Annotated in this window: 23 protein-coding genes and 2 pseudogenes; 15 read left to right on the top strand and 10 right to left on the bottom strand. The window is 60.7% G+C overall.

Going from position 1 to position 24,510, the window contains the following annotated elements; translation table 11 throughout:
• Positions 1 to 28 precede the first annotated feature (28 nt).
• The 3 genes from ACA066_RS03390 to ACA066_RS03380 all read left to right on the top strand — a co-directional run bounded on the left by ACA066_RS03390 (position 29) and on the right by ACA066_RS03380 (position 2,412).
• Positions 29 to 949: a LysR family transcriptional regulator gene (locus tag ACA066_RS03390; RefSeq protein WP_497698128.1), complete on the top strand. Its 921-nt coding sequence runs from the start codon at positions 29 to 31 to the stop codon at positions 947 to 949.
• A 223-nt stretch (positions 950 to 1,172) separates the two neighbouring features.
• The gene (locus tag ACA066_RS03385) at positions 1,173 to 1,823 is read left to right on the top strand and encodes a TetR/AcrR family transcriptional regulator (RefSeq protein WP_497698127.1); all 651 of its coding nucleotides are present in this window, start codon (positions 1,173 to 1,175) and stop codon (positions 1,821 to 1,823) included.
• Between the two features lie 7 nt (positions 1,824 to 1,830).
• Entirely contained in the window at positions 1,831 to 2,412 is a 582-nt protein-coding gene (locus ACA066_RS03380; protein WP_497698126.1) for an IMPACT family protein, read from the top strand.
• Positions 2,413 to 2,871: 459 nt separating this feature from the next.
• Here the strand turns inward: ACA066_RS03380 and ACA066_RS03375 are convergent, their stop codons facing one another.
• Positions 2,872 to 3,297 (bottom strand): hypothetical protein, encoded by a 426-nt coding sequence (locus ACA066_RS03375; protein ID WP_497698125.1) that lies wholly within the window; start codon positions 3,295 to 3,297, stop codon positions 2,872 to 2,874.
• Between the two features lie 83 nt (positions 3,298 to 3,380).
• On the opposite strand from ACA066_RS03375, the gene ACA066_RS03370 reads away from it, so the two are divergent.
• The 3 genes from ACA066_RS03370 (at position 3,381) to ACA066_RS03360 (ending at position 6,078) form a co-directional block, all read left to right on the top strand.
• On the top strand, positions 3,381 to 3,731 hold the full coding sequence (locus tag ACA066_RS03370; protein WP_497698124.1) for a MerR family transcriptional regulator: 351 nt from the start codon (positions 3,381 to 3,383) through the stop codon (positions 3,729 to 3,731).
• Between the two features lie 25 nt (positions 3,732 to 3,756).
• Positions 3,757 to 4,443, top strand: coding sequence for an SDR family oxidoreductase (locus ACA066_RS03365; RefSeq protein WP_497698123.1), 687 nt, complete (start codon positions 3,757 to 3,759; stop codon positions 4,441 to 4,443).
• A 276-nt stretch (positions 4,444 to 4,719) separates the two neighbouring features.
• A complete protein-coding gene (locus ACA066_RS03360) occupies positions 4,720 to 6,078 on the top strand; it encodes an 8-oxoguanine deaminase (RefSeq protein ID WP_497698122.1) in 1,359 nt (452 codons plus the stop codon).
• 94 nt (positions 6,079 to 6,172) lie between these two features.
• On the opposite strand, the gene ACA066_RS03355 is transcribed toward ACA066_RS03360, so the two are convergent.
• Positions 6,173 to 7,261, bottom strand: a complete 1,089-nt coding sequence (locus tag ACA066_RS03355; protein ID WP_497698121.1) for a calcium:cation antiporter — start codon at positions 7,259 to 7,261, stop codon at positions 6,173 to 6,175.
• A 191-nt stretch (positions 7,262 to 7,452) separates the two neighbouring features.
• On the opposite strand from ACA066_RS03355, the gene ACA066_RS03350 reads away from it, so the two are divergent.
• Complete coding sequence (locus ACA066_RS03350; RefSeq protein WP_497698120.1) at positions 7,453 to 8,406, top strand: adenosine deaminase; 954 nt, start codon at positions 7,453 to 7,455, stop codon at positions 8,404 to 8,406.
• An 81-nt stretch (positions 8,407 to 8,487) separates the two neighbouring features.
• Here ACA066_RS03350 and ACA066_RS03345 read toward each other — a convergent pair whose 3' ends face one another.
• Together ACA066_RS03345 and vimR are read right to left on the bottom strand one after the other, a co-directional pair.
• Positions 8,488 to 9,222, bottom strand: a complete 735-nt coding sequence (locus tag ACA066_RS03345) for an ArsR/SmtB family transcription factor (protein ID WP_497698119.1) — start codon at positions 9,220 to 9,222, stop codon at positions 8,488 to 8,490.
• A gap of 316 nt (positions 9,223 to 9,538) precedes the next feature.
• Positions 9,539 to 10,468, bottom strand: coding sequence for a transcription regulator VimR (gene vimR / locus ACA066_RS03340; protein ID WP_497698118.1), 930 nt, complete (start codon positions 10,466 to 10,468; stop codon positions 9,539 to 9,541).
• A 118-nt stretch (positions 10,469 to 10,586) separates the two neighbouring features.
• Between vimR and ACA066_RS03335 the strand changes: the two genes are divergently transcribed.
• The 3 genes from ACA066_RS03335 (at position 10,587) to ACA066_RS03325 (ending at position 12,231) form a co-directional block, all read left to right on the top strand.
• Positions 10,587 to 10,880 carry a putative quinol monooxygenase gene (locus tag ACA066_RS03335; RefSeq protein WP_497698117.1) on the top strand — a complete coding sequence of 98 codons (294 nt, stop codon included), beginning with the start codon at positions 10,587 to 10,589 and terminating at the stop codon, positions 10,878 to 10,880.
• 32 nt (positions 10,881 to 10,912) lie between these two features.
• A complete protein-coding gene (locus tag ACA066_RS03330) occupies positions 10,913 to 11,926 on the top strand; it encodes a zinc-binding alcohol dehydrogenase family protein (protein WP_497698116.1) in 1,014 nt (337 codons plus the stop codon).
• A gap of 134 nt (positions 11,927 to 12,060) precedes the next feature.
• Entirely contained in the window at positions 12,061 to 12,231 is a 171-nt protein-coding gene (locus ACA066_RS03325) for a hypothetical protein (RefSeq protein ID WP_497698115.1), read from the top strand.
• Positions 12,232 to 12,239: 8 nt separating this feature from the next.
• Here ACA066_RS03325 and ACA066_RS03320 read toward each other — a convergent pair whose 3' ends face one another.
• Together ACA066_RS03320 and ACA066_RS03315 are read right to left on the bottom strand one after the other, a co-directional pair.
• Entirely contained in the window at positions 12,240 to 13,436 is a 1,197-nt protein-coding gene (locus tag ACA066_RS03320) for a multidrug effflux MFS transporter (RefSeq protein WP_497698114.1), read from the bottom strand.
• A 218-nt stretch (positions 13,437 to 13,654) separates the two neighbouring features.
• The gene (locus ACA066_RS03315) at positions 13,655 to 13,852 is read right to left on the bottom strand and encodes a heavy-metal-associated domain-containing protein (RefSeq protein ID WP_497698113.1); all 198 of its coding nucleotides are present in this window, start codon (positions 13,850 to 13,852) and stop codon (positions 13,655 to 13,657) included.
• A gap of 147 nt (positions 13,853 to 13,999) precedes the next feature.
• Between ACA066_RS03315 and ACA066_RS03310 the strand changes: the two genes are divergently transcribed.
• The 3 genes from ACA066_RS03310 (at position 14,000) to cueR (ending at position 17,375) form a co-directional block, all read left to right on the top strand.
• Positions 14,000 to 14,383: a hypothetical protein gene (locus ACA066_RS03310; RefSeq protein WP_253435896.1), complete on the top strand. Its 384-nt coding sequence runs from the start codon at positions 14,000 to 14,002 to the stop codon at positions 14,381 to 14,383.
• Positions 14,384 to 14,571: 188 nt separating this feature from the next.
• Positions 14,572 to 16,965: a heavy metal translocating P-type ATPase gene (locus ACA066_RS03305; protein ID WP_497698112.1), complete on the top strand. Its 2,394-nt coding sequence runs from the start codon at positions 14,572 to 14,574 to the stop codon at positions 16,963 to 16,965.
• Entirely contained in the window at positions 16,962 to 17,375 is a 414-nt protein-coding gene (gene cueR, locus ACA066_RS03300; RefSeq protein ID WP_497698111.1) for a Cu(I)-responsive transcriptional regulator, read from the top strand. Before ACA066_RS03305 ends, cueR begins: the two co-directional genes overlap by 4 nt.
• Here the strand turns inward: cueR and ACA066_RS03295 are convergent.
• A pseudogene (locus tag ACA066_RS03295) lies at positions 17,329 to 18,544 on the bottom strand (MFS transporter). The gene cueR and the pseudogene ACA066_RS03295 sit on opposite strands and share 47 nt — an antisense overlap.
• A gap of 185 nt (positions 18,545 to 18,729) precedes the next feature.
• Positions 18,730 to 19,623: a PA4780 family RIO1-like protein kinase gene (locus ACA066_RS03290; RefSeq protein WP_497698110.1), complete on the bottom strand. Its 894-nt coding sequence runs from the start codon at positions 19,621 to 19,623 to the stop codon at positions 18,730 to 18,732.
• Positions 19,624 to 20,068: 445 nt separating this feature from the next.
• Here ACA066_RS03290 and ACA066_RS03285 point away from each other — a divergent pair.
• Positions 20,069 to 21,157 (top strand): annotated as a pseudogene (locus ACA066_RS03285) (cache domain-containing protein); the annotation flags it as partial.
• Between the two features lie 90 nt (positions 21,158 to 21,247).
• The gene (locus ACA066_RS03280) at positions 21,248 to 22,015 is read left to right on the top strand and encodes a methyl-accepting chemotaxis protein (RefSeq protein ID WP_390959830.1); all 768 of its coding nucleotides are present in this window, start codon (positions 21,248 to 21,250) and stop codon (positions 22,013 to 22,015) included.
• Positions 22,016 to 22,120: 105 nt separating this feature from the next.
• Here the strand turns inward: ACA066_RS03280 and ACA066_RS03275 are convergent, their stop codons facing one another.
• Positions 22,121 to 22,912, bottom strand: coding sequence for an AraC family transcriptional regulator (locus ACA066_RS03275; RefSeq protein ID WP_497698109.1), 792 nt, complete (start codon positions 22,910 to 22,912; stop codon positions 22,121 to 22,123).
• Between the two features lie 178 nt (positions 22,913 to 23,090).
• Positions 23,091 to 24,368: an acetyl-CoA C-acetyltransferase gene (locus tag ACA066_RS03270; RefSeq protein WP_497698108.1), complete on the bottom strand. Its 1,278-nt coding sequence runs from the start codon at positions 24,366 to 24,368 to the stop codon at positions 23,091 to 23,093.
• Positions 24,369 to 24,510: the final 142 nt, after the last annotated feature.

The following is a 24,510-nucleotide window of genomic DNA, read 5'->3' as shown; positions in this document are numbered from 1 at the left end:
CCGTTACTAAACTTTGAGCAATTAAAGCATGAGCAGCCGTCGCCCCGATCCGCTGGCACAAGTCAGCGACTTTGATATCCGCCTGCTACGTATTTTTCGCAGCGTGGTGGAATGCGGCGGTTTCTCCGCAGCCGAATCGGTGCTCGGCATCGGTCGCTCGGCGATCAGCCAGCAGATGAGCGACCTGGAACAGCGCCTCGGTTTGCGCCTGTGCCAACGCGGTCGCGCCGGGTTTTCCCTGACGGAGGAAGGTCGCGAGGTCTACCAGTCGGCATTACAACTATTGAGTGCACTGGAAAGCTTTCGCACCGAAGTCAACGGTCTGCACCAACATCTGCGCGGCGAATTGACCATCGGCCTGACCGACAACCTCGTCACCCTGCCCCACATGCGCATCACCCATGCCTTGGCGCAATTGAAGGAGCGTGGGCCGGACGTGCAGATTCAAATTCGCATGATCGCGCCCAACGAAGTCGAACAAGGTGTGCTCGACGGTCGTTTGCATGTCGGTGTAGTTCCGCAGGCAAGCGCGCTGTCAGGCCTGGAATACCAGCCGCTCTATAGCGAGCGCTCGTTGCTGTACTGCGCGGTCGGGCATCCATTGTTTTATGTCGACGACAAACAACTGGACGACGAGCGTCTGAACAGTCAGGACGCCATCGCCCCGACCTTCCGTTTGCCGGCCGACATTCAGGCGCATTACCAGGCCCTCAACTGCACCGCCAGTGCCTCGGACCGCGAAGGCATGGCATTCCTGATTCTCACTGGACGCTATATCGGCTACCTGCCCGATCACTACGCCAGCCTCTGGGTTCAACAAGGTCGGTTGCGCGCACTGAAACCTAAAGCGCGCTTCTATGACCTGAGCCTCGCATCGGTTACACGCAAGGGACGTCGCCCGCATTTGGTGCTCGAAAGCTTCCTTGAGAGCCTGGCAGCAACGCGCTGAAAGCGGTAGAAACCTGTAGGAGCCGAGCTTGCTCCGGGCGGCGTTCCGACGATCGCGCCGGGTCAGTCACCATCAATGTTGAATGTTAAACCGTCATCGCGAGCAAGCTCGGCTCCTACAGGGATTGTGGTTTTCGGGGTTTTATTGCTTCAGAGCTTGTCTGGAAACTATGGGTGCGCTATCAACGCACTGGTTGCACCCACCCACCTGTCCGGAAGTGCCTATGACCTTTGAAGTCCCCGCTCACGGCGGAAAGCCTGCCAGCCGCATTCGTCAGAAGAACGAAGAGACCATCATCAAAGCCGCCGAAGACGAGTTCGCCCGACACGGGTTCAAAGGCACCAGCATGAACACCATCGCCCTCAATGCCGGGTTGCCCAAAGCGAACCTGCATTACTACTTCACCAACAAACTGGGGTTGTACGTGGCGGTGCTGAGCAACATCCTTCAGTTGTGGGACAGCACCTTCAACACCCTGACCGCCGAGGATGATCCGGCCGAAGCGCTGACGCGGTACATCCGCGCCAAGATGGAATTCTCCCGCCGCCAACCGCAAGCCTCGCGGATCTTCGCGATGGAAGTGATCAGCGGCGGCGAATGCCTGACCGAGTATTTCAACCAGGACTACCGCGAATGGTTCCAGGGCCGGGCGGCGGTGTTCCAGGCGTGGATCGACGCCGGCAAAATGGACCCGGTCGACCCGGTCAACCTGATCTTCCTGTTGTGGGGCAGCACCCAGCATTACGCCGATTTCGCCACACAAATTTGCCGGGTCAGCGGCCGTACCAAGTTGACCAAGCAAGATATGGAAGACGCCAGCAACAACCTGATCCGCATTATTCTCAAGGGCTGCGGCCTGACTCCAGCTAATTAAGACTCTTATGCCTTTTACCCTCAGCGGCTTTTGCGAATACCGCGAAGAGATTCGCAAAAGCCGTTTCATCACCTTCGCCGCGCCGATCAGCAGCCCTGCTGAAGCCCAGGCGTTTATCGAACAGCACAGTGATTTGAATGCCACGCACAACTGCTGGGCGTGGAAGCTCGGCGCTCAATACCGCAGCACCGATGATGGCGAGCCGGGCGGTACGGCTGGCCGGCCGATACTGGCGGCGATCGATGCGCAGGATTGCGATCAGGTCGCCGTGCTGGTGATCCGCTGGTATGGCGGCATTCAACTTGGCACCGGTGGGCTCGCCCGGGCGTATGGCGGCGGCGCCAACAAGTGCCTGCAAGCAGCGCCGAAAATAGAGCTGATCAGCCGAGTGCCGGTGAGTTGCGCCTGCGGGTTTGCTGAACTGACGCTGGTGAAACTCCGAGTGGCGGAGCTTGGTGGTCTGGTGGTGGAAGAGACGTTTACCGCCAACGGTGTAGAGCTGCAATTGGCGATGGGCGAAGCGCAGATCGGCACCCTGCAAACGCAACTGGCGGATCTGAGTCGCGGGCGCATTCTGTTGCAGCGCTGAGCGCACCAACAACGTACACAGCCCTTTCGTCGAACTGTTGCAGTTGCCCACATCTACTGTGCACCCGGCTGTGGATAACCTGAGCACATACCGCTGTAACCCTTCTGTCATGCGGCTTTGCGGGCATTGCTCACTTTTCGCCCAATTGGCCACCACGAAGACTAAATCCACGTAAAAACAACCAGTTAGCGTGGTTTATCACCTTTAGAAGATAGCCGCTCAGTGCTTATGCCCGAGCTTTGCGCTTGCGCACAAATACTGTGGAGCAATCTGTGGATAACCCGTTCATGGCTGTCGCGGCCCCATGTCCGGCATGGCTTGCAATGGGTTGCTCGTTTTTTGACCAAACCTTGATGAGCAAAAGCGGAGCCTGATCAAAGGCTTCGCCCTCAAGTGGTGCCTGATTGGAATCGAAAGGTGGCGAGGCGGCGTCCTGAACGCCTTGGTCGCCACGGGTTTTCAAATTTCCTGTCTCAATGGCCAGCTACTTGTTTTATCCACAGGCAACACCTGAACCACGCCCCAAGCCAATTCAAAGAACAAAAAAATCACCAACAGCGAACTGGCGCCATGCAACAAGGCATAGAGCTGCCAAGCCGAAAACAGAAATCGGCCCACGGCGTCATACCGACCAAACACCTGCTGCGGATCACGAATCCGCAGCACGGCCCAAATGCATACAATCGATCCCAACAGGTTCGCCATCAGCATGTGCATTGGCTCGAACGCCGGCAATTCCCCGGGTAAGTCGAACGCCCGGCTCACACTCGTCAAAACACCGTGCAACGCCGCAAATGTCCACGGTGTGACAAACGCCGCCGTCACGACCAAGTCATACCAGGCGCTGCCACGCACCAACCGGCGATATTGCGTTGAAGTCCACATCGGCCTTGCTCCATAAATTCAGGGAGCAACAAGGCTAAAGCCTGGAGTATGCTCCAGGGTCAAGCCCCTCTCGAGACGTCAGGATGCGCATCGGTGAATTAGCCCAGGCCAGCGCCGTCAGCCGTGACACGCTGCGCTTCTACGAGCAACGCGGATTGATCGCCGCGCAACGCAGCGCCAACGGTTATCGCGATTATCCGCCGGACGTGGTGCAACTGGTGCTGTACATCAAGACCGCTCAACGGCTGGGCTTTACCTTGGGCGAAATCGGCAACAGCGTCGCCACGTTGTGGCAGTCGCCCGACCCGGACAGCGCCGTCACGCAACTGCTGCAAGACAAACTCAAACTGATCGAAACCCGAATGGATGAACTTGGCGCGCTGCGACACGAGTTGCAACAACGGCTCGGGCAACGTTGCCCCTTAACTCCGTGATCCTCATTTATCAAGGAAGCCACTCATGTCCAAGGCAAAAACCGCACTCATCATCGGCGCCTCCCGGGGCCTGGGCCTCGGTCTGGTGAAAACCCTGCTGGCCGATGGCTGGCAAGTCACCGCCACCGTGCGCAACCCGCAGAATGCCGACGCCTTGCAGGCATTGGGCAAGGTGCGGATCGAAAAACTCGACATGGATGATCAGGAGGCGGTCATCGCGTTGAGTCAGCAACTCAAGGGCGAAGTGTTTGATCTGTTGTTCGTGAATGCCGGGGTCAAGGGTCCGGAGGTACAGACACCGGGCGGCGCGACGCTGGCTGAAGTGGGCCAGTTGTTTTTCACCAACGCGGTGGCGCCGATCAACCTGGCACAACGTTTTGTCGGGCAAATCCGCCCGGAAAGCGGCGTGCTGGCGTTCATGAGTTCGGTGCTCGGCAGCGTGACCATGCCGGACGCGCCGGAGCTGGCGTTGTACAAGGCGAGCAAGGCCGCACTGAACTCCATGACCAACAGTTTCGTGACGCAATTGGGCGAGCAGAAACTGACCGTCCTGTCGCTGCATCCGGGTTGGGTGAAGACCGACATGGGCGGCGAAGGCGCTGATATCGACGTGGAAACCAGTACGCGTGGGTTGGTCGATCAGGTGGATGCTTACGTCGGCAAGGGCGGGCATCACTTTGTGAATTACAAGGGTGAGACCATTCCCTGGTAACACCACTGCCCTGCCTTTGTAGGAGCCGAGCTTGCTCGCGATAGCGGACTGACATTCAACATCAATGTTGAATGTTACGGCCCCATCGCGAGCAAGCTCGGCTCCTTGGAGGTTAGGTTTGGGTTGAGATGGGGTCGTCCTGTCGGGACGGGCTTGCCCACAACGTGGTTTTGTTTGAAACTCCGCACCTCGTCCCCCCGCGGCGACCCTGGATCAGCAGACAGGGTAATCACTGAGCTGGCTAACCTGAACCCACTTTCAGAGGAGCCGGCCAACATGCCTGCGACCCGTACCTGGTTAAAAAATCCCCTCGCGATCTTCACTGCCAATGGCCTCGATGCCCGTGGCGGTCTGGTTGTGCAAGACGGTCTGATCGTCGAAGTGCTTGCCGCCGGCCAGCAACCTTCTTCGCCTTGTGGCCAAGTGTTCGATGCCCGCGAGCATGTGATCCTGCCGGGGCTGATCAACACCCATCACCACTTCTACCAAACCCTGACCCGCGCCTGGGCGCCGGTGGTCAATCAGCCGTTGTTCCCGTGGCTGAAAACCCTGTACCCGGTCTGGGCACGACTCACCCCGGAGAAACTCGCCCTCGCCACGAAAGTCGCGTTGGCTGAGTTGCTGTTATCTGGCTGCACCACGGCGGCCGATCACCATTACCTGTTCCCGCAAGGCCTGGAAAATGCGATCGACGTGCAAGTCGAGAGCGTCCGCGAACTGGGCATGCGCGCCATGCTCACGCGCGGTTCCATGAGCCTCGGCGAAAAGGACGGTGGCCTGCCACCTCAGCAGACCGTGCAGGAAGGCGAAGTGATTCTCGACGACAGTCAGCGCCTGATCGCCGAATACCACGAACGCGGCGATGGCGCGCAAATCCAGATCGCCCTGGCGCCGTGCTCTCCGTTCTCGGTGACCCCGGAAATCATGTCTGCCAGTGCCGAACTGGCGAACAAACTCGATGTGCGCCTGCACACCCACCTGGCCGAAACCCTCGACGAAGAAGACTTCTGCCTGCAGCGCTTCGGTCTGCGTACCGTGGATTACCTGGACAGCGTCGGCTGGCTCGGCCCGCGCACCTGGCTGGCGCATGGCATCCACTTCAACCCGGACGAAATCGCCCGCCTCGGCGCGGCCGGCACGGGCATTTGCCATTGCCCGAGCTCGAACATGCGTCTGGCCTCCGGCATTTGCCCAACATTGGACCTGACCGCTGCCGGCGCATTGCTGGGGCTGGGTGTGGACGGTTCGGCGTCCAACGATGCGTCGAACATGATGCTCGAAACCCGTCAGGCGCTTTACATTCAGCGGCTGCGTTATGGTGCCGAGAAAATCACCCCGGAATTGGTGCTGGGTTGGGCGACCAAGGGCTCGGCGAGTTTGCTGGGACGTACCGATATTGGTGAGCTGGCGGTGGGCAAGCAGGCCGATCTGGCGTTGTTCAAGCTGGATGAGCTGCGGTTTTCCGGCAGTCATGATCCGGTATCTGCGTTGCTGTTGTGCGGCGCGGACCGGGCGGATCGGGTGATGGTGGGTGGCAAGTGGCGAGTGATTGACGGGCAGGTTGAGGGGCTGGATTTGAAGGGGTTGATTGCGGATCACAGCCAGGCGGCCCGGCAGTTGATTGCGGGCGTCTGATCGGACGCCTTCGCGGGCAAGTCGAATCGTCGCACCGCTCGCTCCTACAAGGTCCATGCGAAACCTGTAGGAGCGAGACTTGCCCGCGAAGCTTTTAAAGCCCTAACAGCGACAACATGATAAACGTCGCAAACAACACAAAGTGGGTCATGCCTTCGATGGCATTGGTTTCACCATCGTTGAGGTTGATCGCGCTGACGATCAGGGTGAGGAAGATCATCACCGTCTGCACCGGCGTCATCGCCATCTGAAACGGCTGACCGGTGTAGAGCGCCATCGCTTCCATCACCGGCACCGTCAGAATCACCGTCGACAACGAGGCGCCCATGGCGATGTTGACCACCGACTGCATGCGGTTGGCCAGCGCCGCGCGCAACGCCGTCAGAATCTCTGGCGCCGCGGAAATCCCCGCCACCAGAATCGCCGTGATTACCGGCGGTGCTCCCGTCCCTTCCAGGCCCAGGTCGAGGGTCTTGGACATCACCTCGGCCAATGCGCCGATCACCACCACACCAAACACCAACGTCCCGATACTCAACACTAGATTGACCGGCTCTGGTGCTTCTTCCGGTACTTTCTTGCGGCGTTTTTCCGGGTAGCTGTAGCTGAAAAAATAACTGTGCGGCCCGACCTGCATGCGCAGGAACAAGGTGTAGAGCACGACCATCGCACCAATAGTGAACGCGGAATACATCTTCCAGTTCGCCTCGGGAATGAACTCCGGCACCACCATGGAAACGCCCATGGCGGTGAGGATCATCACGCTGTAGCTGCGCGCCGAGTCATCGTTGTAGGACTGTTCGCCGTGCTTGATCCCGCCTATCAATGCCGCGAGGCCGAGGATACCGTTGATGTCGAGCATGACGGCCGAGTAAATCGTGTCGCGCACCAGCGTCGGTGAGGCTTCGTTGCTCATCATGATCGCCAGGATCACCACTTCCACCAGCACCGCCGCCAGGGTCAGGATCATCGTGCCGTAGGGGTCGCCGACTTTTTCCGCCAGCAGTTCCGCGTGATGGGCGACGCGCATGGACGCGGCGACGATGAAGGCGATCAGCACGAGGCCGGCGGTCAGGGCTATAGGCTGGCCGCTGTGCAGCATCCAGTCTTCCATCGGGTAAGCGATGAAGGCGGCGATCAGGGCCAGCAGCAGAAACTTTTCTTGCTTGAGGAATGTGAGCATTGCGGGCCTTTTTGCCGAATGGAGCGGAATCAGCGTGATGAGCTACTGACTGCGGAGCGGCGCTAACGTTTCGTTACACCTTAGCCCACCAATGGATGGCAGCCGATTGATGAACCTCTTGGTCAGGTTTTACCAATTGTTGCAGCAAGCATCTGTAGAATGCCGTCATTGCACCTGATGAGATTTCAACAATGTACGATTGGCTGAACGCCCTGCCCAAGGCAGAACTGCACCTGCACCTCGAGGGTTCGCTGGAGCCCGAACTGCTGTTCGCCCTGGCCGAACGCAACAGGATCGCCCTGCCGTGGAGCGATGTCGAAAACCTGCGCAAGGCGTACGCCTTCAACAACCTGCAAGAGTTTCTCGACCTGTATTACCGGGGCGCCGATGTGCTGCGCACCTCCCAGGATTTCTACGACCTGACCTGGGCCTACCTGTTGCGCTGCAAGGCGCAGAACGTGATCCACACCGAACCGTTCTTCGACCCGCAGACCCACACCGACCGTGGCATCCCGTTCGAAGTGGTGCTCAACGGCATCGCCGCCGCGCTGAAGGACGGCGAGCAGCAACTGGGCATCACCAGCGGTTTGATCCTGAGCTTCCTGCGTCACTTGAGCGAAGACGAAGCACAGAAGACCCTCGACCAGGCGCTGCCATTCCGCGACGCGTTTGTGGCCGTCGGCCTGGACAGTTCGGAAATGGGTCACCCGCCAAGCAAGTTCCAGCGGGTGTTTGATCGTGCCCGTCACGAAGGCTTCCTGACCGTCGCCCACGCCGGTGAAGAAGGCCCGCCGGAATACATCTGGGAAGCCATCGACCTGCTGAAAATCCAGCGTATCGACCATGGCGTGCGCGCCATCGAAGACGAGCGTCTGATGCAGCGGATCATTGACGAGCAGATCCCGTTGACGGTGTGCCCGTTGTCCAACACCAAGCTGTGCGTGTTCGATCACATGTCACAGCACAACATTCTCGACATGCTTGAGCGCGGCGTGAAAGTCACCGTGAACTCGGATGATCCGGCGTACTTCGGCGGGTATGTGACCGAGAACTTCCATGCGCTGTATACCGATCTGGGCATGACCCAGGATCAGGCCAAGCGCCTGGCGCAAAACAGCCTGGATGCCAGATTGGTAAAACCTTAAGCCTCACCGCAAAACCCATGTGGGAGCGAGCCTGCTCGCTCCCACATTGAACCGTGTACCGCCAACGTTCCCTAGGCGAGTCTACAACGCCAACTCCAGCTCGGTCTCCTTGGCGAACCGGTGGATTTCACGCTGCCCCGTCGCGGTGACGTGCAAGGCGCGCGAATCGTTCGGCAAGCTCAACCAGCCGGACTGCATGAACAACTGCAGCAACGCCGCGCCCAGTGAACCGCCCATGTGAGGACGTCTTTCGCTCCAGTCAGGACAGGCACAGGCGGCCCGGCTGGTGCTCTGCGCCAGCGCCTGGACGAAAACGCCGCGTGTCGCCAGTTGCGTGGCGCCCTTGTGCGTGATCGACACCCGATGATCGAACTGTTCGATCCAGCCCGCATCCAGCAAGCGCTGATACAGATCGGCGGCCAGCGTGCCGCCTAAATGATCGTCGCAGAGCCGGGCGCGCAACAAAGACGAGGGCGCGGCCTGACGTTGGGGGATGGGGGCGGTGCGTTTGAAAATATCGGGCATGTCCCGAGGTGTGCTGGCGATCGTCGCACTGGCCAGCGCTTCTATCGCGGCCCCGACTTCGGGTGCGGCCAACCGGAAGAATCGCTTGCGGCCGCGGGTTTCGACTTTCAACAGACCTCCGGCGGACAAACGCCCCAGGTGTGCACTGGCCGAAGACGGCGACAGGCGGGCCAGCAATGCCAGCTCTTCGGTCTGCCGCGCAGCGCCGTCCATCAAGGCCCACATCATTGCGCTGCGCTTTGGGTCAGCCAGCAACGTGGCGATCTGGCTGATGCAAGGTGCATGTTCCATGTATTCACTCCCTGTTGAATCGTTTCGTCTACTGCTCGGAGACATCTTGACCAGTAATGTGTCGTCGGCCAAGACGTGGTAACCGCCATAAACCGGGCAAAGCCATCCACTCACACAAGCCATTGCTTCGAGGACGTTGCAAAGGCCGTAGATTGACGGTGGAGCCTGACCGACTCGAACGCGGACTCGCCATGGCGAGAGCGACGGTGCGTACATGAGGCGGGCGCTAGTATAAGCGTGTTGACCGTCGGTTCCTGCCCTCCGGAAACCATTGGTGGTGATTGATCCTGAGAGAAATTTCGCTATTTGCCTGCGACTAATGACCGACACCCGCCAATACGGGAAATTGACTGCCTAATCGAGTACATCGGCTGGCAAGCATTTCCCGCAAAAGGTTCACCGGCTTACTCAATTGTGCGCGATGGGCGCACAGCAAATTCAGCGGTGCGCGCTCACAGAGCAGTTCCGGCATCAGCACTTTCAGGCGACCGGCCAACACATCGGCGGCGACATCGAGCCAGGATTTGTAGGCGATCCCGGCACCCGCCACGGCCCACAAGCGCACCACATCGGCATCGTCACTGAAGCGATCACCGCTGACGGTCAGGCTGACTTCGCGTTTGCCGTCGTGAAAACTCCAATGGTCGTGAACCCGGCTGCCGAGCATGAACAACAGACAATTGTGCTGCGCCAGTTGCTCCAATTGCCGCGGTTCGCCATGCCGGGCCAGGTAGCTCGGGGCGGCACAGAGCACGCGGCGGTTGTGCGGGGCGATGGGCAGCGCCACCAGGCTGGAGTCTTCCGGCTCACCGTAGCGCAGGGCAATGTCCACCGCTTGGCGGAACAGATCGGCGATGCGGTCGCCCAGCAACAGGCGCACCGTGAGCTTCGGGTGTTCGCGCTGGAACTCGTCCAGCCAGGGCAGTAGCAGGTTGCGACCGAAATCCGACGGTGCCGACAGCTGCAACACCCCGCTGACCTGGTCCTGACCGCTGGCCAACAAACGGCGGCCCTCGTCGAGGTTGCTCAGCGCGGCCCGGGCATACTCGAGAAATCCTTCGCCCTCGGCAGTCAGACGCAGGCTGCGCGTGGAACGGGCGAGTAACCGGGCGCCGAGTTGCTGTTCAATTCGCTTCAACGCCGCACTGGCCACCGCCGCCGACATGTCCATTCCCCGCGCCGCCGCTGACAGGCTGCCCAGGTCCGCCGCCCGGACGAACAACTGCAAGTCATCGAAACGCAGCATTTTCAGCCTCGATTATCAAAGAAATATTGAAAGAGACTGCTCTTTTAGCGGGTTTTATCTTGCATAGAAATAGCCAATCATCTGCTGCATCGAAATCACACCGCTCCCGGAGTCGACCATGTCCCAGCCTTTTACCGCCATTGCCACCCTGATCGCCAAAGCCGGCCAGCAGGACGCGCTCGAACAACACTTGCGCGCACTGCTGGAACCGACCCGCGACGAAGCCGGTTGCGATCAATACGACCTGCATCAGGACCTCGCCAATCCACTGGCCTTCTACATGATTGAACAATGGAGCAGCGACGAAGCGCTGCAGGCCCACGACGCCAGCGCGCACATCCAGAACTTTCGCGCCCGGGCCGGCGACCTGATCGAACACTTCGATCTCAAGCGCCTGCGCTCCGTGGCTTGATCCCTTCCTCTATAACTGTTCCGGAATCACTCATGAAAGCCATTGCCTACTACGCCTCGTTGCCGATCAGCGACGAAAAATCCCTGCAAGACATCGAACTGCCGGAACCGGTCGCCGGCCCGCGTGACCTGCTGGTGGAAGTCAAAGCCATCTCGGTCAACCCGGTGGACACCAAGGTTCGCCAGAACGTCCAGCCCGAAGGCGGCGCGGCAAAAGTGCTGGGCTGGGACGTGGCCGGCGTGGTCAAGGCCGTCGGCAGCGAAGTGACGTTGTTCAAGGCCGGCGACAAGGTGTTCTATGCCGGCTCGATTGCCCGCGCCGGCGGCAATAGCGAACTGCACGTGGTGGACGAGCGGATCGTCGGCCACATGCCGAAAACCCTCGGTTACGCCGAAGCGGCGGCGTTGCCGCTGACCGCCATCACCGCGTGGGAATTGCTTTTCGAACGCCTGCAAGTTCGCGAAGGCAACACCGATGAAGGTCAGAGCCTGCTGATCGTCGGAGCGGCCGGCGGTGTCGGTTCAATCCTGACGCAACTGGCCAGTCAACTCACCGGCTTGAAAGTCATCGGCACCGCTTCCCGTGCGCAAACCCAGAGCTGGGTGCGTGAGCTGGGCGCCGATCTGGTGATCGATCATAGCCAGCCGCTCGACGAAGAACTGAAACGCGCAGGCGTTGCGCAGGTGACCCACATCGCCAGCCTGACCCAGACCGATCAACATCTCGATCAATTGGTCGAGGCCCTGGCGCCACAAGGCAAACTCGCGCTGATCGATGATCCGAAAGCGCTGGACGTGACCAAGCTCAAACGCAAGAGCCTGTCCCTGCACTGGGAGTTCATGTACACCCGCTCGCTGTTCGAAACGGCGGACATGATCGAGCAGCACAAACTGCTCAACCGCGTGGCCGGGCTGATCGACACCGGGACACTGAAAACCACGGTGGGCGAGCACTTCGGGACCATCAACGCGGCGAATCTGCGGCGTGCGCATAAGCTGCTGGAAAGCGGCAAGTCCAAGGGCAAGATTGTGCTCGAAGGCTTCTGAAACATATTGATACAAGCGTCGTCCGAATGGACGACACCGTCAGTCCGAAGGTTGACCGTTGTCATAATTGCGATCGTATTCGGGTCTACAATCGTGAACTCTGCGATGCAATCTTTTAACCGAGGAGGTCAGCAATGAAGATCCTGATAAAAGAATTGGCAAAATCCCAGTGGCAAGTCCGCCTGGACCAACACGCGGTGACGTTCCGTAGCGAAGAAGAAGCTCGCGCTTTCACCCGAACCCTTGAAGCACGATTGCACGCCCCTCATCAGATTCCCGTCCAGCAGCAGCGCGCTGCCGGCTGAGACCTTCCTCACACCTGGGCTTGCACCAACGCCCGGGCATTTTGCAAACGTCGGGTGAGCATCGCCACGCTCACCACCAGAATTCCGCACAGGCTGATGACCATGGCCATCGGCACGGCGCTGCCGTCGTACAAAATACCCACCAGCGACGCAGCACCGGCGGCGACGCTGAATTGCAGGCACCCGAGCATCGCTGACGCACTCCCGGCGCGGGCGCCCTGCCCGTTCATGGCACAGGCCGAAGCGTTGGGGAGGATGCAGCCGAGGCTGGCGATGCAGATGAACAGCGGAACCAGCAGCGGCCACAACTGCTCGGTGTGCAGCGAACTGACGGCCAGCAGCGTCAGGCCGGCCGCCAGGTAAATCCACACGGTACGCGCCAGCAAAAACGCGGGGCCACGCTTGGCCAGCAGCCGCGCGTTGACCTGCGCCACCAGAATGAAACCCGCCGCATTGGTGCCGAACAACCAGCCGAAATGCTCGGCCGGTACGCCGTAGAGTTTGATGAAGACGAACGGCGAACCGGCGATGTAGGCAAACATCCCGGCGATGGCGATGCCACCGGTCAGGGCGTGACCGAGGTACACCGGGTCCGACAACAGGCGACCGTACTGACGCAGCGCGCCCGACAGCGGTTGACGTGGCACATGCGCGGGCATGCTTTCCGGCAAGCCGAGCGCCACGGCCAGCGCCGCCAAGGCACTGAAACCGCTCAGCGCCAGGAAGATCGACTGCCAGCCCGTGGTGTTGACCAGCAACCCGCCGAGCATCGGCGCGAGAATCGGCGCCAGGCCCATGACCAGCATCAACTGGGAAAAGACTTTGGCCGAGCCCACCGCATCGCATTTGTCACTGACAATCGCCCGGGAAATCACCATCCCCGCGCAACCGCCCAGCGCCTGGACAAAACGCGCACCGAGCAGCCATTCAAGGTTCGGCGCATAGGCGCACGCCAAGGAAGCGGCGGTGAACAGACCAACGCCCGTCAGCAACGGAACGCGCCGGCCAAAACGATCCGCCACCGGGCCGTACATCAGCTGACCAATGGACAAACCCAGGAAATACGCCGCCAGTGTCAGCTGAACGTGTTGTTCATCGGTGCCGAACGCCAGCGCCATGGCCGGGAACGCCGGCAGATAAAAGTCGATTGCAAGCGGCCCAAAAGCGGTCAGGGCGCCCAGTATCAAAATGGTACGGAAGTTCATCAGGCATCCAGGGCTGAGGTCGGCAGCTCCACAGTCTAGCTGCGTGGGGGCGCCTTGAACATTCCGATAGCTCGCTAACTATTAAAAACCACAGAAAGAACGCCTCCCCCCTGTAGGAGCAAAGCTTGCTCGCGAAGGCGGAGTGTCAGCCACATCAATGACGTCTGACCCTCCGCATTCGCGAGCAAGCTCTGCTCCTACAGAATTTACGTGCGGCTTCAGGCGACTTTCGCCTCGTAGCCTTCTTCAGTGATCGCTGCGATCACTTCATCCGCGGTCAACGCACTCTCGACGCCGACTTCCTTTGCCGCCAGATCTATCCGCACGCTGGCCGCGGGATCCTTCGCCTGCAGTGCTTGAGTGATGGCTTTGACGCAGTGACCGCAGGACATGCCTTGAACGTTGAACACTTGCATGGAATGACTCCTTGAGTGAGGTTGCGAGCAGTCTCGAGCTTGCCACCATGGCAAGGTCAAGTTCTGAAGTGATCTGCCGGGCTGGCAATCGGCGTCGCGCTCCGCCAAGCTGCGTGCATCAATGACTCGATCTCAGGAGATTCAGCCATGCGCTGGTCAGCTCTCAGCCTGTTTGGCTTCCTCAGCCTTTTCGCTGCCGTGCCCTCGGTCAATGCTGCCGGGGAGGATTACGGCGTGTTGATCATTTCCCGCGAGCGCCTGGAAGTGTCGACCAACTGCGAAATTGGCGTGTATATCCAGGATCAACTGTCGGCGCGGCTGTTTCAGGAACAAAGCACCTCGTTCAACCTGCCGCCGGGCAATGTTTCCCTGCGCCTGAAACTGCTGCCGGGCCAGGCGCCGGGCTGCAACCCGGGGATGTTGGCGCCGGGGTCGCAGAACATCACGCTCAAGGCCGGGGATGTGTTGAAGTTCCGGATTGCGATGACGCAGGAAGGGATGTATCTGAAGCCTGCTTCCCTCGATTATTGAGATCCCTTGTAGGAGCGAGGCTTGCCCGCGAAGGCGGTATTTCAGACACATCCTCGTCGACTGTCACGGCGCCTTCGCGGGCAAGCCTCGCTCTTACAAAGGCAGTTTCAGCACTTTGATATTGGCGCTTGACCTTGCCAGCATGGCAAGGTTGATCCTGTAGGCATCTACTACAGGGAGCGCGCCCGATGTCCGGAACCACCACTTTCGATCTGCCGATTGCCGGCATGACCTGCGCCAGTTGCGCCGGACGTGTCGAGCGTGCCTTGAGCAAAGTCATCGGCGCCTCCGCTGTCAGCGTCAACCTGGCCACCGAGCAGGCGCGTGTCCAGGCGCCCAGCGACAGCCTGCCGGCGTTGATGGACGCGGTGCAGCAGGCCGGTTACAGCGTGCCGCAGCAGAGTCTGGAACTGAGCATCGACGGCATGACCTGCGCGTCGTGTGTCGGCCGGGTCGAAAGGGCGCTGGCCAAGGTGCCGGGGGTCAAAAGTGTCAGCGTCAACCTGGCCAACGAACGCGCCCACCTCGAACTGCTCGGCCAGATCGATCCACAAAGCGTGATCGCTGCCGTGACCAAGGCAGGCTACAACGCCAGCGTCTGGGAAGTCGAACACCCGACAACCGACACTCAACAACAGCGCCTGCACCGTGAGCGCTGGGTCTTGATCATGGCGATCGCCCTCGCCTTGCCGCTGGTGTTGCCGATGCTGCTGCAACCGTTCGGTGTGCACTGGATGCTCCCGGCGTGGGTGCAATTCGCGTTAGCCACGCCGGTGCAATTCATCTTCGGCGCCCGCTTTTACGTGGCCGCATGGAAAGCGGTGCGCGCCGGTGCCGGCAACATGGATCTGCTAGTCGCCCTCGGCACCAGCGCCGGTTATGGCTTGAGCCTCTACGAATGGGCCACCGCTGCCGGGCGCATGCCACATCTTTATTTCGAAGCCTCGGCAGTCGTGATCGCCTTGGTCTTGTTGGGCAAATACCTCGAAAGCCGCGCCAAACGCCAGACCGCCAGCGCCATCCGCGCCCTCGAAGCGTTGCGTCCGGAGCGGGCCATTCAAGTGATCGAAGGCCGCGAACAGGACGTCGCCATCAGCGCCTTGCGCCTCAACGATCTGGTGCTGGTCAAACCCGGCGAACGCTTTCCCGTGGACGGCGAAGTGGTCGAAGGCCAGAGCCACGCCGACGAGGCACTGATCAGCGGCGAGAGCCTGCCCGTGCCGAAACAGCCCGGCGACAAGGTCACCGGCGGCGCCATCAATGGTGAAGGCCGGTTGCTGGTGCGCACCCAGGCCTTGGGCGCGGAAACGGTGTTGGCGCGGATCATCCGTCTGGTGGAAGACGCGCAAGCCGCAAAAGCGCCGATCCAGAAACTGGTGGATAAAGTCAGCCTGGTATTTGTGCCAACGGTTCTGCTGATTGCACTGGCGACACTGATTGGGTGGTGGCTGTACGGCGCGCCCATCGAAACGGCGCTGATCAATGCCGTCGCGGTATTGGTGATCGCCTGCCCTTGTGCGCTCGGTCTGGCCACGCCAACCGCGATCATGGCCGGCACCGGTGTGGCGGCGCGCTACGGCATTCTGATCAAGGACGCCGAAGCACTGGAGCGTGCCCATGAAGTCAGCGCCGTGGTGTTCGACAAGACCGGCACGCTGACTTCGGGTGCGCCGCGCATCGCCCATTTGAGTGCCATCGACGGTGATGAGGACGCCCTGCTGAAATTGGCCGGTGCCCTGCAACGCGGCAGTGAACACCCACTGGCCAAGGCGGTGCTCGATGCGTGCGTCGAGCGCGGTTTGACCGTGGCGGATGTCAGCGGCAGTCAATCGCTGACGGGGCGGGGCATCGCGGGCACGCTCGAGGGTCGGCGGCTGGCGTTGGGGAATCGGCGCTTGCTGGAAGAGAGCGGACTAAGCGCCGGTCCTTTGGCTGACTCGGCCACTGCGTGGGAAACCGAAGGCCGGACCCTGTCCTGGCTGATCGAGCAACGTCCGCAACCGACCGTTCTGGGTCTGTTCGCCTTCGGTGACACCCTCAAACCCGGCGCGCTGCAAGCGGTGCAACAACTCAGCGCCCGCAGCATCAGCAGCCATCTGCTGACCGGCGACAATCGCGGCAGCGCCAAAGTGGTGGCCGAGGCGCTCGGCATCAAGGATGTCCACGCCGAAGTGCTGCCGGCCGACAAAGCCGCCACCGTCGCCGAACTGAAGAAAACCGGCGTGGTGGCGATGGTCGGCGACGGGATCAACGACGCCCCGGCCCTGGCCGCCGCGGACATCGGCATTGCCATGGGTGGCGGCACCGACGTCGCCATGCACGCGGCCGGCATCACCCTGATGCGTGGCGATCCGCGACTGGTGCCGGCCGCGCTGGAAATCAGCCGCAAGACCTACGCGAAGATTCGTCAGAATCTGTTCTGGGCCTTCGTCTATAACCTGATCGGCATTCCGCTGGCCGCGTTCGGCTTCCTCAACCCGGTGCTGGCGGGCGCGGCGATGGCGTTGTCGAGCGTCAGCGTGGTGAGCAATGCGCTACTGTTGAAAACCTGGAAACCCAAGGATCTGGAGGACAACCGATGAACATCGGCCAAGCAGCCCGCCAAAGTGGCCTGAGCGCGAAGATGATCCGTTATTACGAGGCCATCGGTTTGCTCAAGGCGGCCCATCGCACCGACAGCGGTTACCGGGTGTACCGCGATGACGACTTGCACACGCTGGCGTTTATCAAGCGTTCGCGGGACCTGGGGTTTTCACTGGAAGAGGTCGGCAAACTGCTGACCCTCTGGCAGGACCGTCAGCGCGCCAGTGCTGACGTGAAGGCCCTGGCTCGTCAGCACATCGACGAGCTCAACCAGAAAATCCTCGAACTCGGTCAGTTGCGCGACACCTTGCTGGACCTGGTCGAGCACTGCCACGGCGATCACCGTCCGGACTGCCCGATCCTCAAAAATCTTGAGTCGGGTTGCTGCGCCGCACCCGCTCGCCCCTGATCGCGAGCCCCTTCACTACCAGCAACGTGGTGAGGGGAATGCCGTGGAACAACAGCACCACCGCACCGGGCGTCCACCATGAATAAAACGGCGCGGCGATCAGCATGCCAATGCCGAACCCGGTCATTTGCAGCAACGTCAGGAAACTGAAAATCGGCAGGCGCAAATTGTCCGGCTCACGTTGCAGACGCGACATCAGGCCGACTTCAGAGAAGCCGTCGCCCAGCCCTGCCGGCAGTGAGAACAGTAGCAAACCGTAGAGCGTTTGCTGCTGGAACATCAGGATGAAGCCACAGGACATCAGCAACACGCCGAAGAAAAACCGTCGCTCCAGGTTTACGTTGTCCGAGCCTTTCAGGCGACTGGCGATCCGTGCGCCAATCAACTTCCCACTGGCCCAGACCGCCAGCATCAGGCCCAGCGTGGTGCTGGCCGATTCGGGTGTCAGCAGTTTTGAGAGGATCGGGGAACCGACGTTGTGTGCGGCGCTGCCCAGGGTGTCGGCCATGGTGACGGAGCATCGCGGCCACCACCGGCGTTGCGCGCAGCCCCTGACGCAAGGTCGACCACTCGCTTCGTTCGTGACGGGGCTCGGCACCGAGTGCAGGTCCGGCAAACCGCAGCGGCAGGATAAACAACGCGGCCAGCAGATAAGTGACCACGTTCAGCGCGAAGACCGTTTCAAAGCCAAAAGCCGCCACCAACAGGCCGGCCACCAGACTTCCGCCAACCATCGCCGCCGACGATGCGGAGGTGATCCAGGCGTTGGTCTTGAGCAAGTGCTCGCCATCGATCAAGTGCGGCAACTGACTGTTGAGGCCGATGGCGAACATTGAATTGCCGAAGCCCAGACCGAAAGCGATCACCGGCAGCAAAAGCGCTTGTTGGTTGACTGGCAACACCAGCAGCAATCCCAGCAGCCCGGCGCGCAACAGGTCGAAAGCGATCAACGGCAAGCGTCCGGCCCAGCGGCGATAAAACCTCGTGCCGATCAGGCTGGCGAAAATCCCTCCACCCACGCGGCTGGCGAGGAAGATGCCGACGTTCATGGCACTGTTGCTGAGCAGGTAGACGTAGGTGGCCAGGGCGACCATGTTGAGAAAGGCGCCGAAGTCCGAGATCAGACGGGCGGCGATGATCAGCTGGGCGTTGCGGGTGGAGGTGTTCACATTCAGTCCTGTAGGAGCGAGCTTGCTCGCGATAAACCTGAGAACGCCGCTGGGTATCAGGCTAATAGCGCTATCGTTGACGACCATCGCGAGCAAGCTCGCTCCTACAGGGGCTCGCCGGTGTTTGGAGACCGAGAAAGACATCTATAAAAAACCCGGCCGAAGCCGGGTTTTTCGTCAACCGATCACTGCATCCAGGGCGGAGGCGGTTCTTCGGTCTTGTTCGGTGGCGCGTCATCTGCCGCGCGGACCGCTTGCTTGCGCTCTTCATCCAGGCGTGCCGCCTCGATTTCGCGCATGATCCCGCCGACGTCGGCCAACTCTTCCGGTTCGTCGAACTCGCCGGTCAAGACACTGGCCGGGTGCAAGGTGCCGGCTTCGTACAACGCCCACATTTCCTTGGCGTACTTGGTCCTTTTCAGCTCCGGGGCAAACCGCCCGAAGTAGGACGCCATGTTGCCCACGTCGCGCTCCAGCATGCTGAACGCGTGGTTGTTGCCCGCCGCGTCCACCGCTTGCGGCAAGTCGATGATGACCGGGCCGGTCGGGGTCAACAGTACGTTGAACTCGGACAGGTCGCCGTGCACCAGGCCGGTACACAACATCAGCACGATCTGCGAAATCAGGAACGCGTGATACTCGCGCGCCTGATCCGGCTCCAGCACCACGTCGTTCAGACGCGGCGCGGCATCGCCGTACTCGTCGGCCACCAGTTCCATCAACAGCACGCCTTCAAGGAAGTCGTAAGGCTGAGGGACCCGAACACCTGCGCCGGCCAGACGGAACAACGCCGCCACTTCGGCGTTCTGCCAGGCGTCTTCGGTTTCTTTCTTGCCGAACTTGGAGCCTTTGGCCATCGCACGGGCCTGACGGCTGTTGCGCACCTTGCGGCCTTCCTGATACTCGGCCGCCTGACGGAAACTGCGTTTATTCGCCTCCTTGTAGACCTTCGCGCAACGTAACTGGTTGCCGCAGCGCACCACATAAACAGCTGCTTCTTTACCACTCATGAGTGGGCGCAGCACCTCGTCGACCAGACCGTCCTCGATCAGGGGTTCAATGCGTTTTGGAGTCTTCATCAGCTTTTATTGTGGGTCCTTTATTACCAAACACGCGAAAGTCATTCGTTATACGGCAATCCACTCGTTCGGGGGAGGGGTTGCCGACCTATGAACGTTGCGGATGCACACAATGTGCCGAAAAAAACCGGCAAAACCGCCGACGTTCATCGACCGCCAAGGATCATAGCCGAGCCGGCAGCACTTGTTGGAGCAGGGATGCGAGGGGATTTGCGACAGAATCCGACATACCGGCCCCTTCCGTTCGCAGGATTTTTTTCAACAGCCCTCAATTTCCTCCACCAGCGGCCGAATTCATCAGTAGCAAAGTGAATTGTCCGACGATCGTTCCGACAGAAGACGATGGCGCACCCAAGGGATCGGGTTCAACAAATCCATTTACGGCTGCCAATAATTCCGCGAGTCATCTGCACTGCGTGGGCCTACAAGAAAATCTGGAGCGCGGATGAACATCAAACAAAAGTTGACGTGGGCGTTTGCAATCATCGCCTGCCTGCCCGTGGTGCTGGTCGCCACCCTCGTTGTGCTGAACTTGCGCAGTGATGCCAAGGACGAATTCGTCGACAACAGCGGTCGTGAAATCCGTCAGGTCAGCAATGCCATGCAACTATTCTTCGACGGCATCAGCCAGAACGTCGAATACTTGGCCAAGCAACCGCTGATCACGAACTCCGACGACAGCCTCAAGACCTACATGAATGCCAACGCCGCGAGCATTCCCCAGGGCGAGATGGACAAAAAAGTCTTCGGCTTCCTGCAGGACCTGGGTAACGCTCATCCGTCCTACGCCTACGCCATCCTCGGCACTGCGGCCGGCGGTTACGTGTCGTGGCCGGACGATGCCAAGCTGGCCAACTACGACCCGCGCCAGCGTCCGTGGTACAAGGCGGCCCAGGCCAAACCGGGCAAGCCGTTCCGTACCGAGGCCTATTACTGGGCCGAAAATGATACGTCCTACGTCAGCACCGTACGCACCATCGACAACAAGCTGGGCACCAACGGCGGCGTGGTCAGCATCGACGTGTCGCTCAAACAGCTCACCGAACTGGTCAAACAGATCAAGCTCGGCGAAACCGGCTACCTGATGCTGCTGGAAAACTCCGGCACCGTACTGGTCGATCCGAAACAACCGGAACACAACTTCAAGGCCCTGGGCAGCCTCGGTGAGGGTTATGCGCAACTGGCCAAGGCCGGCAAAGGCCTGGTCGAAGTCGAACTCAATGGCGAGCGCTACATGGCCAACGTCTGGCCGTCCGAGCAACTGGGCTGGACCTTCATCGGCCTGATCAAGCAAAGCGACGTGATGAGCACCGCGACCCAACTGACCTGGTTGATCGCAATCATCGCAGCCGTGCTGGCAGTGGTCTTCGCCATCGTCGGCGCCAGTTTCGCCAGCGTCATCGTGCGTCCGATCCGCAGCGTGGCCGATGGCCTGGAAGGCATCGCCCAGGGTGAAGGCGACCTGACCAAAAACCTGCAAATCCGTGGCAGCGACGAAACCGCGCAACTGGCCAACTGGTTCAACCAGTTCCTGGCGGCGATTCGTAACCTGATCCAAAGCATCGGCGGCGCTGCGACCAAAATCCTCGCCACCTCCAAGAGCTCGACCCAGGTCTCCAGCGACATGGCTGAAGCGGCCGGGCGTCAGCGTGAAGCCGTGGACATGGTGTCGACCGCGTTCCACGAAATGGTTGCCACCGCCAACGAAGTCGCGCGCTCCTGCAGTCAGGCCGCCGAATCGGCCGACAGTGGCCAGCGCCAGGCGCGTGAAGGTCAGCAGCAGATTGATGCGGCGGTAACCAGCGTCGATCGACTGAGCCAGGAAATCGAACAGTCGGCCCAGTCGATGCAACAGCTGGAACGCGACAGCAATGACATTCAGTCGATTCTCGGAACTATTCGTTCGATCGCCGAACAGACCAACCTGCTGGCGCTGAACGCTGCCATCGAGGCTGCACGGGCCGGTGAGCAAGGTCGCGGTTTTGCGGTGGTGGCGGACGAAGTGCGAGCCTTGGCCAAACGCACGGCCGATTCCACGGCGGAAATCGACGGGCTACTTGGCAACCTCGCCAAGCGCACCAGCCAGGTGACTCAGCAGATGCACGCAAGCCTGGAAGTGTCCCAGCAGTCGGTGACCCGCATCGGCGAGGCGCGCAGCAGCTTCGGGCAGATTCGTGAATCGGTGGACGTGATCCGCGACATGAACACCCAGATCGCCACGGCGGCCGAACAACAGCACCAGGTGGCGGAAGACATCAATCGGCACATCAGCCAGATCCATGGCGATGCGCAGTTGGTGGCGGAACTGGCGAACTCGGCGCGGTTGGATTCCCAGAGCCTGGCCGGGTTGTCGAATGAGCTGGATGGGTTGGTTCGTCGTTTCCGCACCTGATCCGAAATCCCGGTGGCCGCTTCGCGGCCATTCGCGGGCAAGCCTTGCTCCTACAAGGACACACCACGCCCTCTGTAGGAGCGAGGCTTGCCCGCGAAGGCGCCATCACTGCCGAAACAACTCTCCGGGGGTAAACCCGAACAACCCTTTGAACGCCGCAATAAACGCCGACGTCGAGTCATATCCACAGGACAACGCGGCATTCGTCACGCTGTCCCCCTCCTCCAGCAAACTCAACGACGACAGCAATCGCATCCGCTGACGCCAGCCGCGAAAACTCAATCCGGTTTCACGCTGGAACAGGCGCATCAAGGTTTTCTCCGACGTGCCCAGTCGCTCCGCCCACTCCTGCAAGGTCACGTTCCGCTCCGGACTTTCGATCAGCTCGTTGCACAGGCCCAGCAAGCGCTCATGGCGCGGCAACGGTAGCGAGAAACCAACTTCGGGCAGATTCGCCAACTGGTCCAGCAGCACACTCACCAGCCGTACTTCCGGGCTGTCGCCCTGCGGATACTCCACGGGCAGCAGGCAAAAACTCTTGATCAACTCCCGGGCCAGCGGCGTCACTTCCAGCACTCGACAACGTCCGTCCGCCCATGCGCAATCCTCGCGACGCACATACAGACTGCGCATCTCGGCGCGCATCGAGGTCACGACCTGATGTTCGAAATCCGCCGGAATCCAGATCCCCCACTGCGGCGGCGCAAAGAAACTGCCCTCGGCGGTGTGTACGCCGAGAACGCCGCTGATCGCGTAGGAAAATTGCTCCCAGTCATGTCGGTGAGGCGGCGTCCACGAACCGGCGTTCAGGCTTTCCGCCCGTGCATACAGTGGACGCGGCAGCACGGTCAGCGCCGGAATCGTCCTTTCGAGGGATTGTTGTCCGTTAGTCGGCATTGACGGGCCTTGTGTCGCAGAGTGGCTGATGAGGCGACGTTAGGGTATGTCACTTATGTATTCAACACCGCTGATCCCCTGTGGGAGCGATCCTGCTCGCGATGGCGGACTGGCAGACGACATTGATGTTGAATGTGCCGCCGCCATCGCGAGCAGGCTCGCTCCCACAGGTTTTGATTCAACGCTCGATGATTGCGGTGACGCCCTGCCCGCCAGCAGCACAAATCGAGATCAGCCCCCGCCCCTTGCCAGCAGCATCGAGCAACTTCGCCAGGTTCGCCACAATACGTCCGCCAGTGGCCGCAAACGGATGCCCCGCCGCCAGTGAACTGCCTTTGACATTGAGCCGGCTGCGGTCGATGGAGCCCAGTGGCGCGTCGAGGCCGAGGCGGGTTTTGCAGTACTCCGGATCTTCCCAAGCTTTCAAGGTGCAGAGCACTTGCGCGGCGAACGCTTCGTGGATTTCGTAGTAATCGAAGTCCTGCAAGGTCAGGCCATTGCGCGCCAGCAAACGCGGCACTGCATACACCGGCGCCATCAACAGCCCTTCGGCGCCGTTGACGAAGTCCACCGCCGCTGCCTCGCCATCGCGTAAATACGCAAGGATCGGCAAGCCGCGCTCCTTCGCCCATTCTTCACTGCCCAACAGCACCAGCGACGCACCGTCGGTGAGCGGGGTCGAGTTGCCGGCGGTCAGCGTGCCTTTGGCACTTTTCTCGAAGGCGGGTTTGAGCGAGGCGAGTTTTTCCAGGGCCAGGTCCGGACGCAGGTTGTTGTCGCGGGTCAGGCCGAGGAACGGTGTCATCAGGTCGTTGTGCCAGCCTTCGGTATACGACGCCGCCATTTTCTGATGACTCTCCAGCGCCAATTGATCCTGCTCCGTGCGCGGAATGTTCCAGGTCTGCGCCATCAACTCGCAGTGCTCGCCCATCGACAAGCCAGTGCGCGGCTCGCCGTTGCGGGGAAATTCCGGGATGAGATGACCGGGGCGCAGCTGCAAAAACGTTTTCAATTTATCGGCGGTGGTCTTGGCGCGATTGGCTTGCAGGAGGATTTTGCGCAGGCCTTCATTGATGCCGATCGGCGCGTCGGACGTGGTGTCGACGCCGCCGGCAATACCGCACTCGATCTGGCCCAGGGCGATTTTATTGGCCACCAGCAACGCGGCTTCCAGACCGGTGCCGCAGGCCTGCTGAATGTCATACGCCGGGGTGGTCGGCGACAACCGCGAACCGAGCACGCATTCGCGGGTCAGGTTGAAGTCCCGGGAATGCTTGAGCACCGCGCCCGCCGCCACTTCGCCCATGCGCAAACCGTGCAGGTTGAAACGCTCGATCAGGCCTTCGAGCGCTGCGGTGAGCATCGCCTGGTTACTCGCGGTGGCGTACGGCCCGTTGGAGCGGGCGAAGGGAATCCGGTTACCGCCGATAATCGCGACGCGGCGCAGTTGAGTCATGAAAAGCTCCTGATGAAATATCCAAATGCGAACACCAAACCCTGTAGGAGCAGAGCTTGCTCGCGAAGGCGGTGGGTCAGCTACATTGATGTCGACTGACCCACCGCCTTCGCGAGCAAGCTCTGCTCCTACAGGGATTGCA

It is taken from the genome of Pseudomonas sp. LBUM1651, assembly GCF_059716135.1.
The sequence above is the reverse complement of the archived record's forward strand: the minus strand, read 5'-3'. Positions and strand labels throughout refer to the sequence as shown.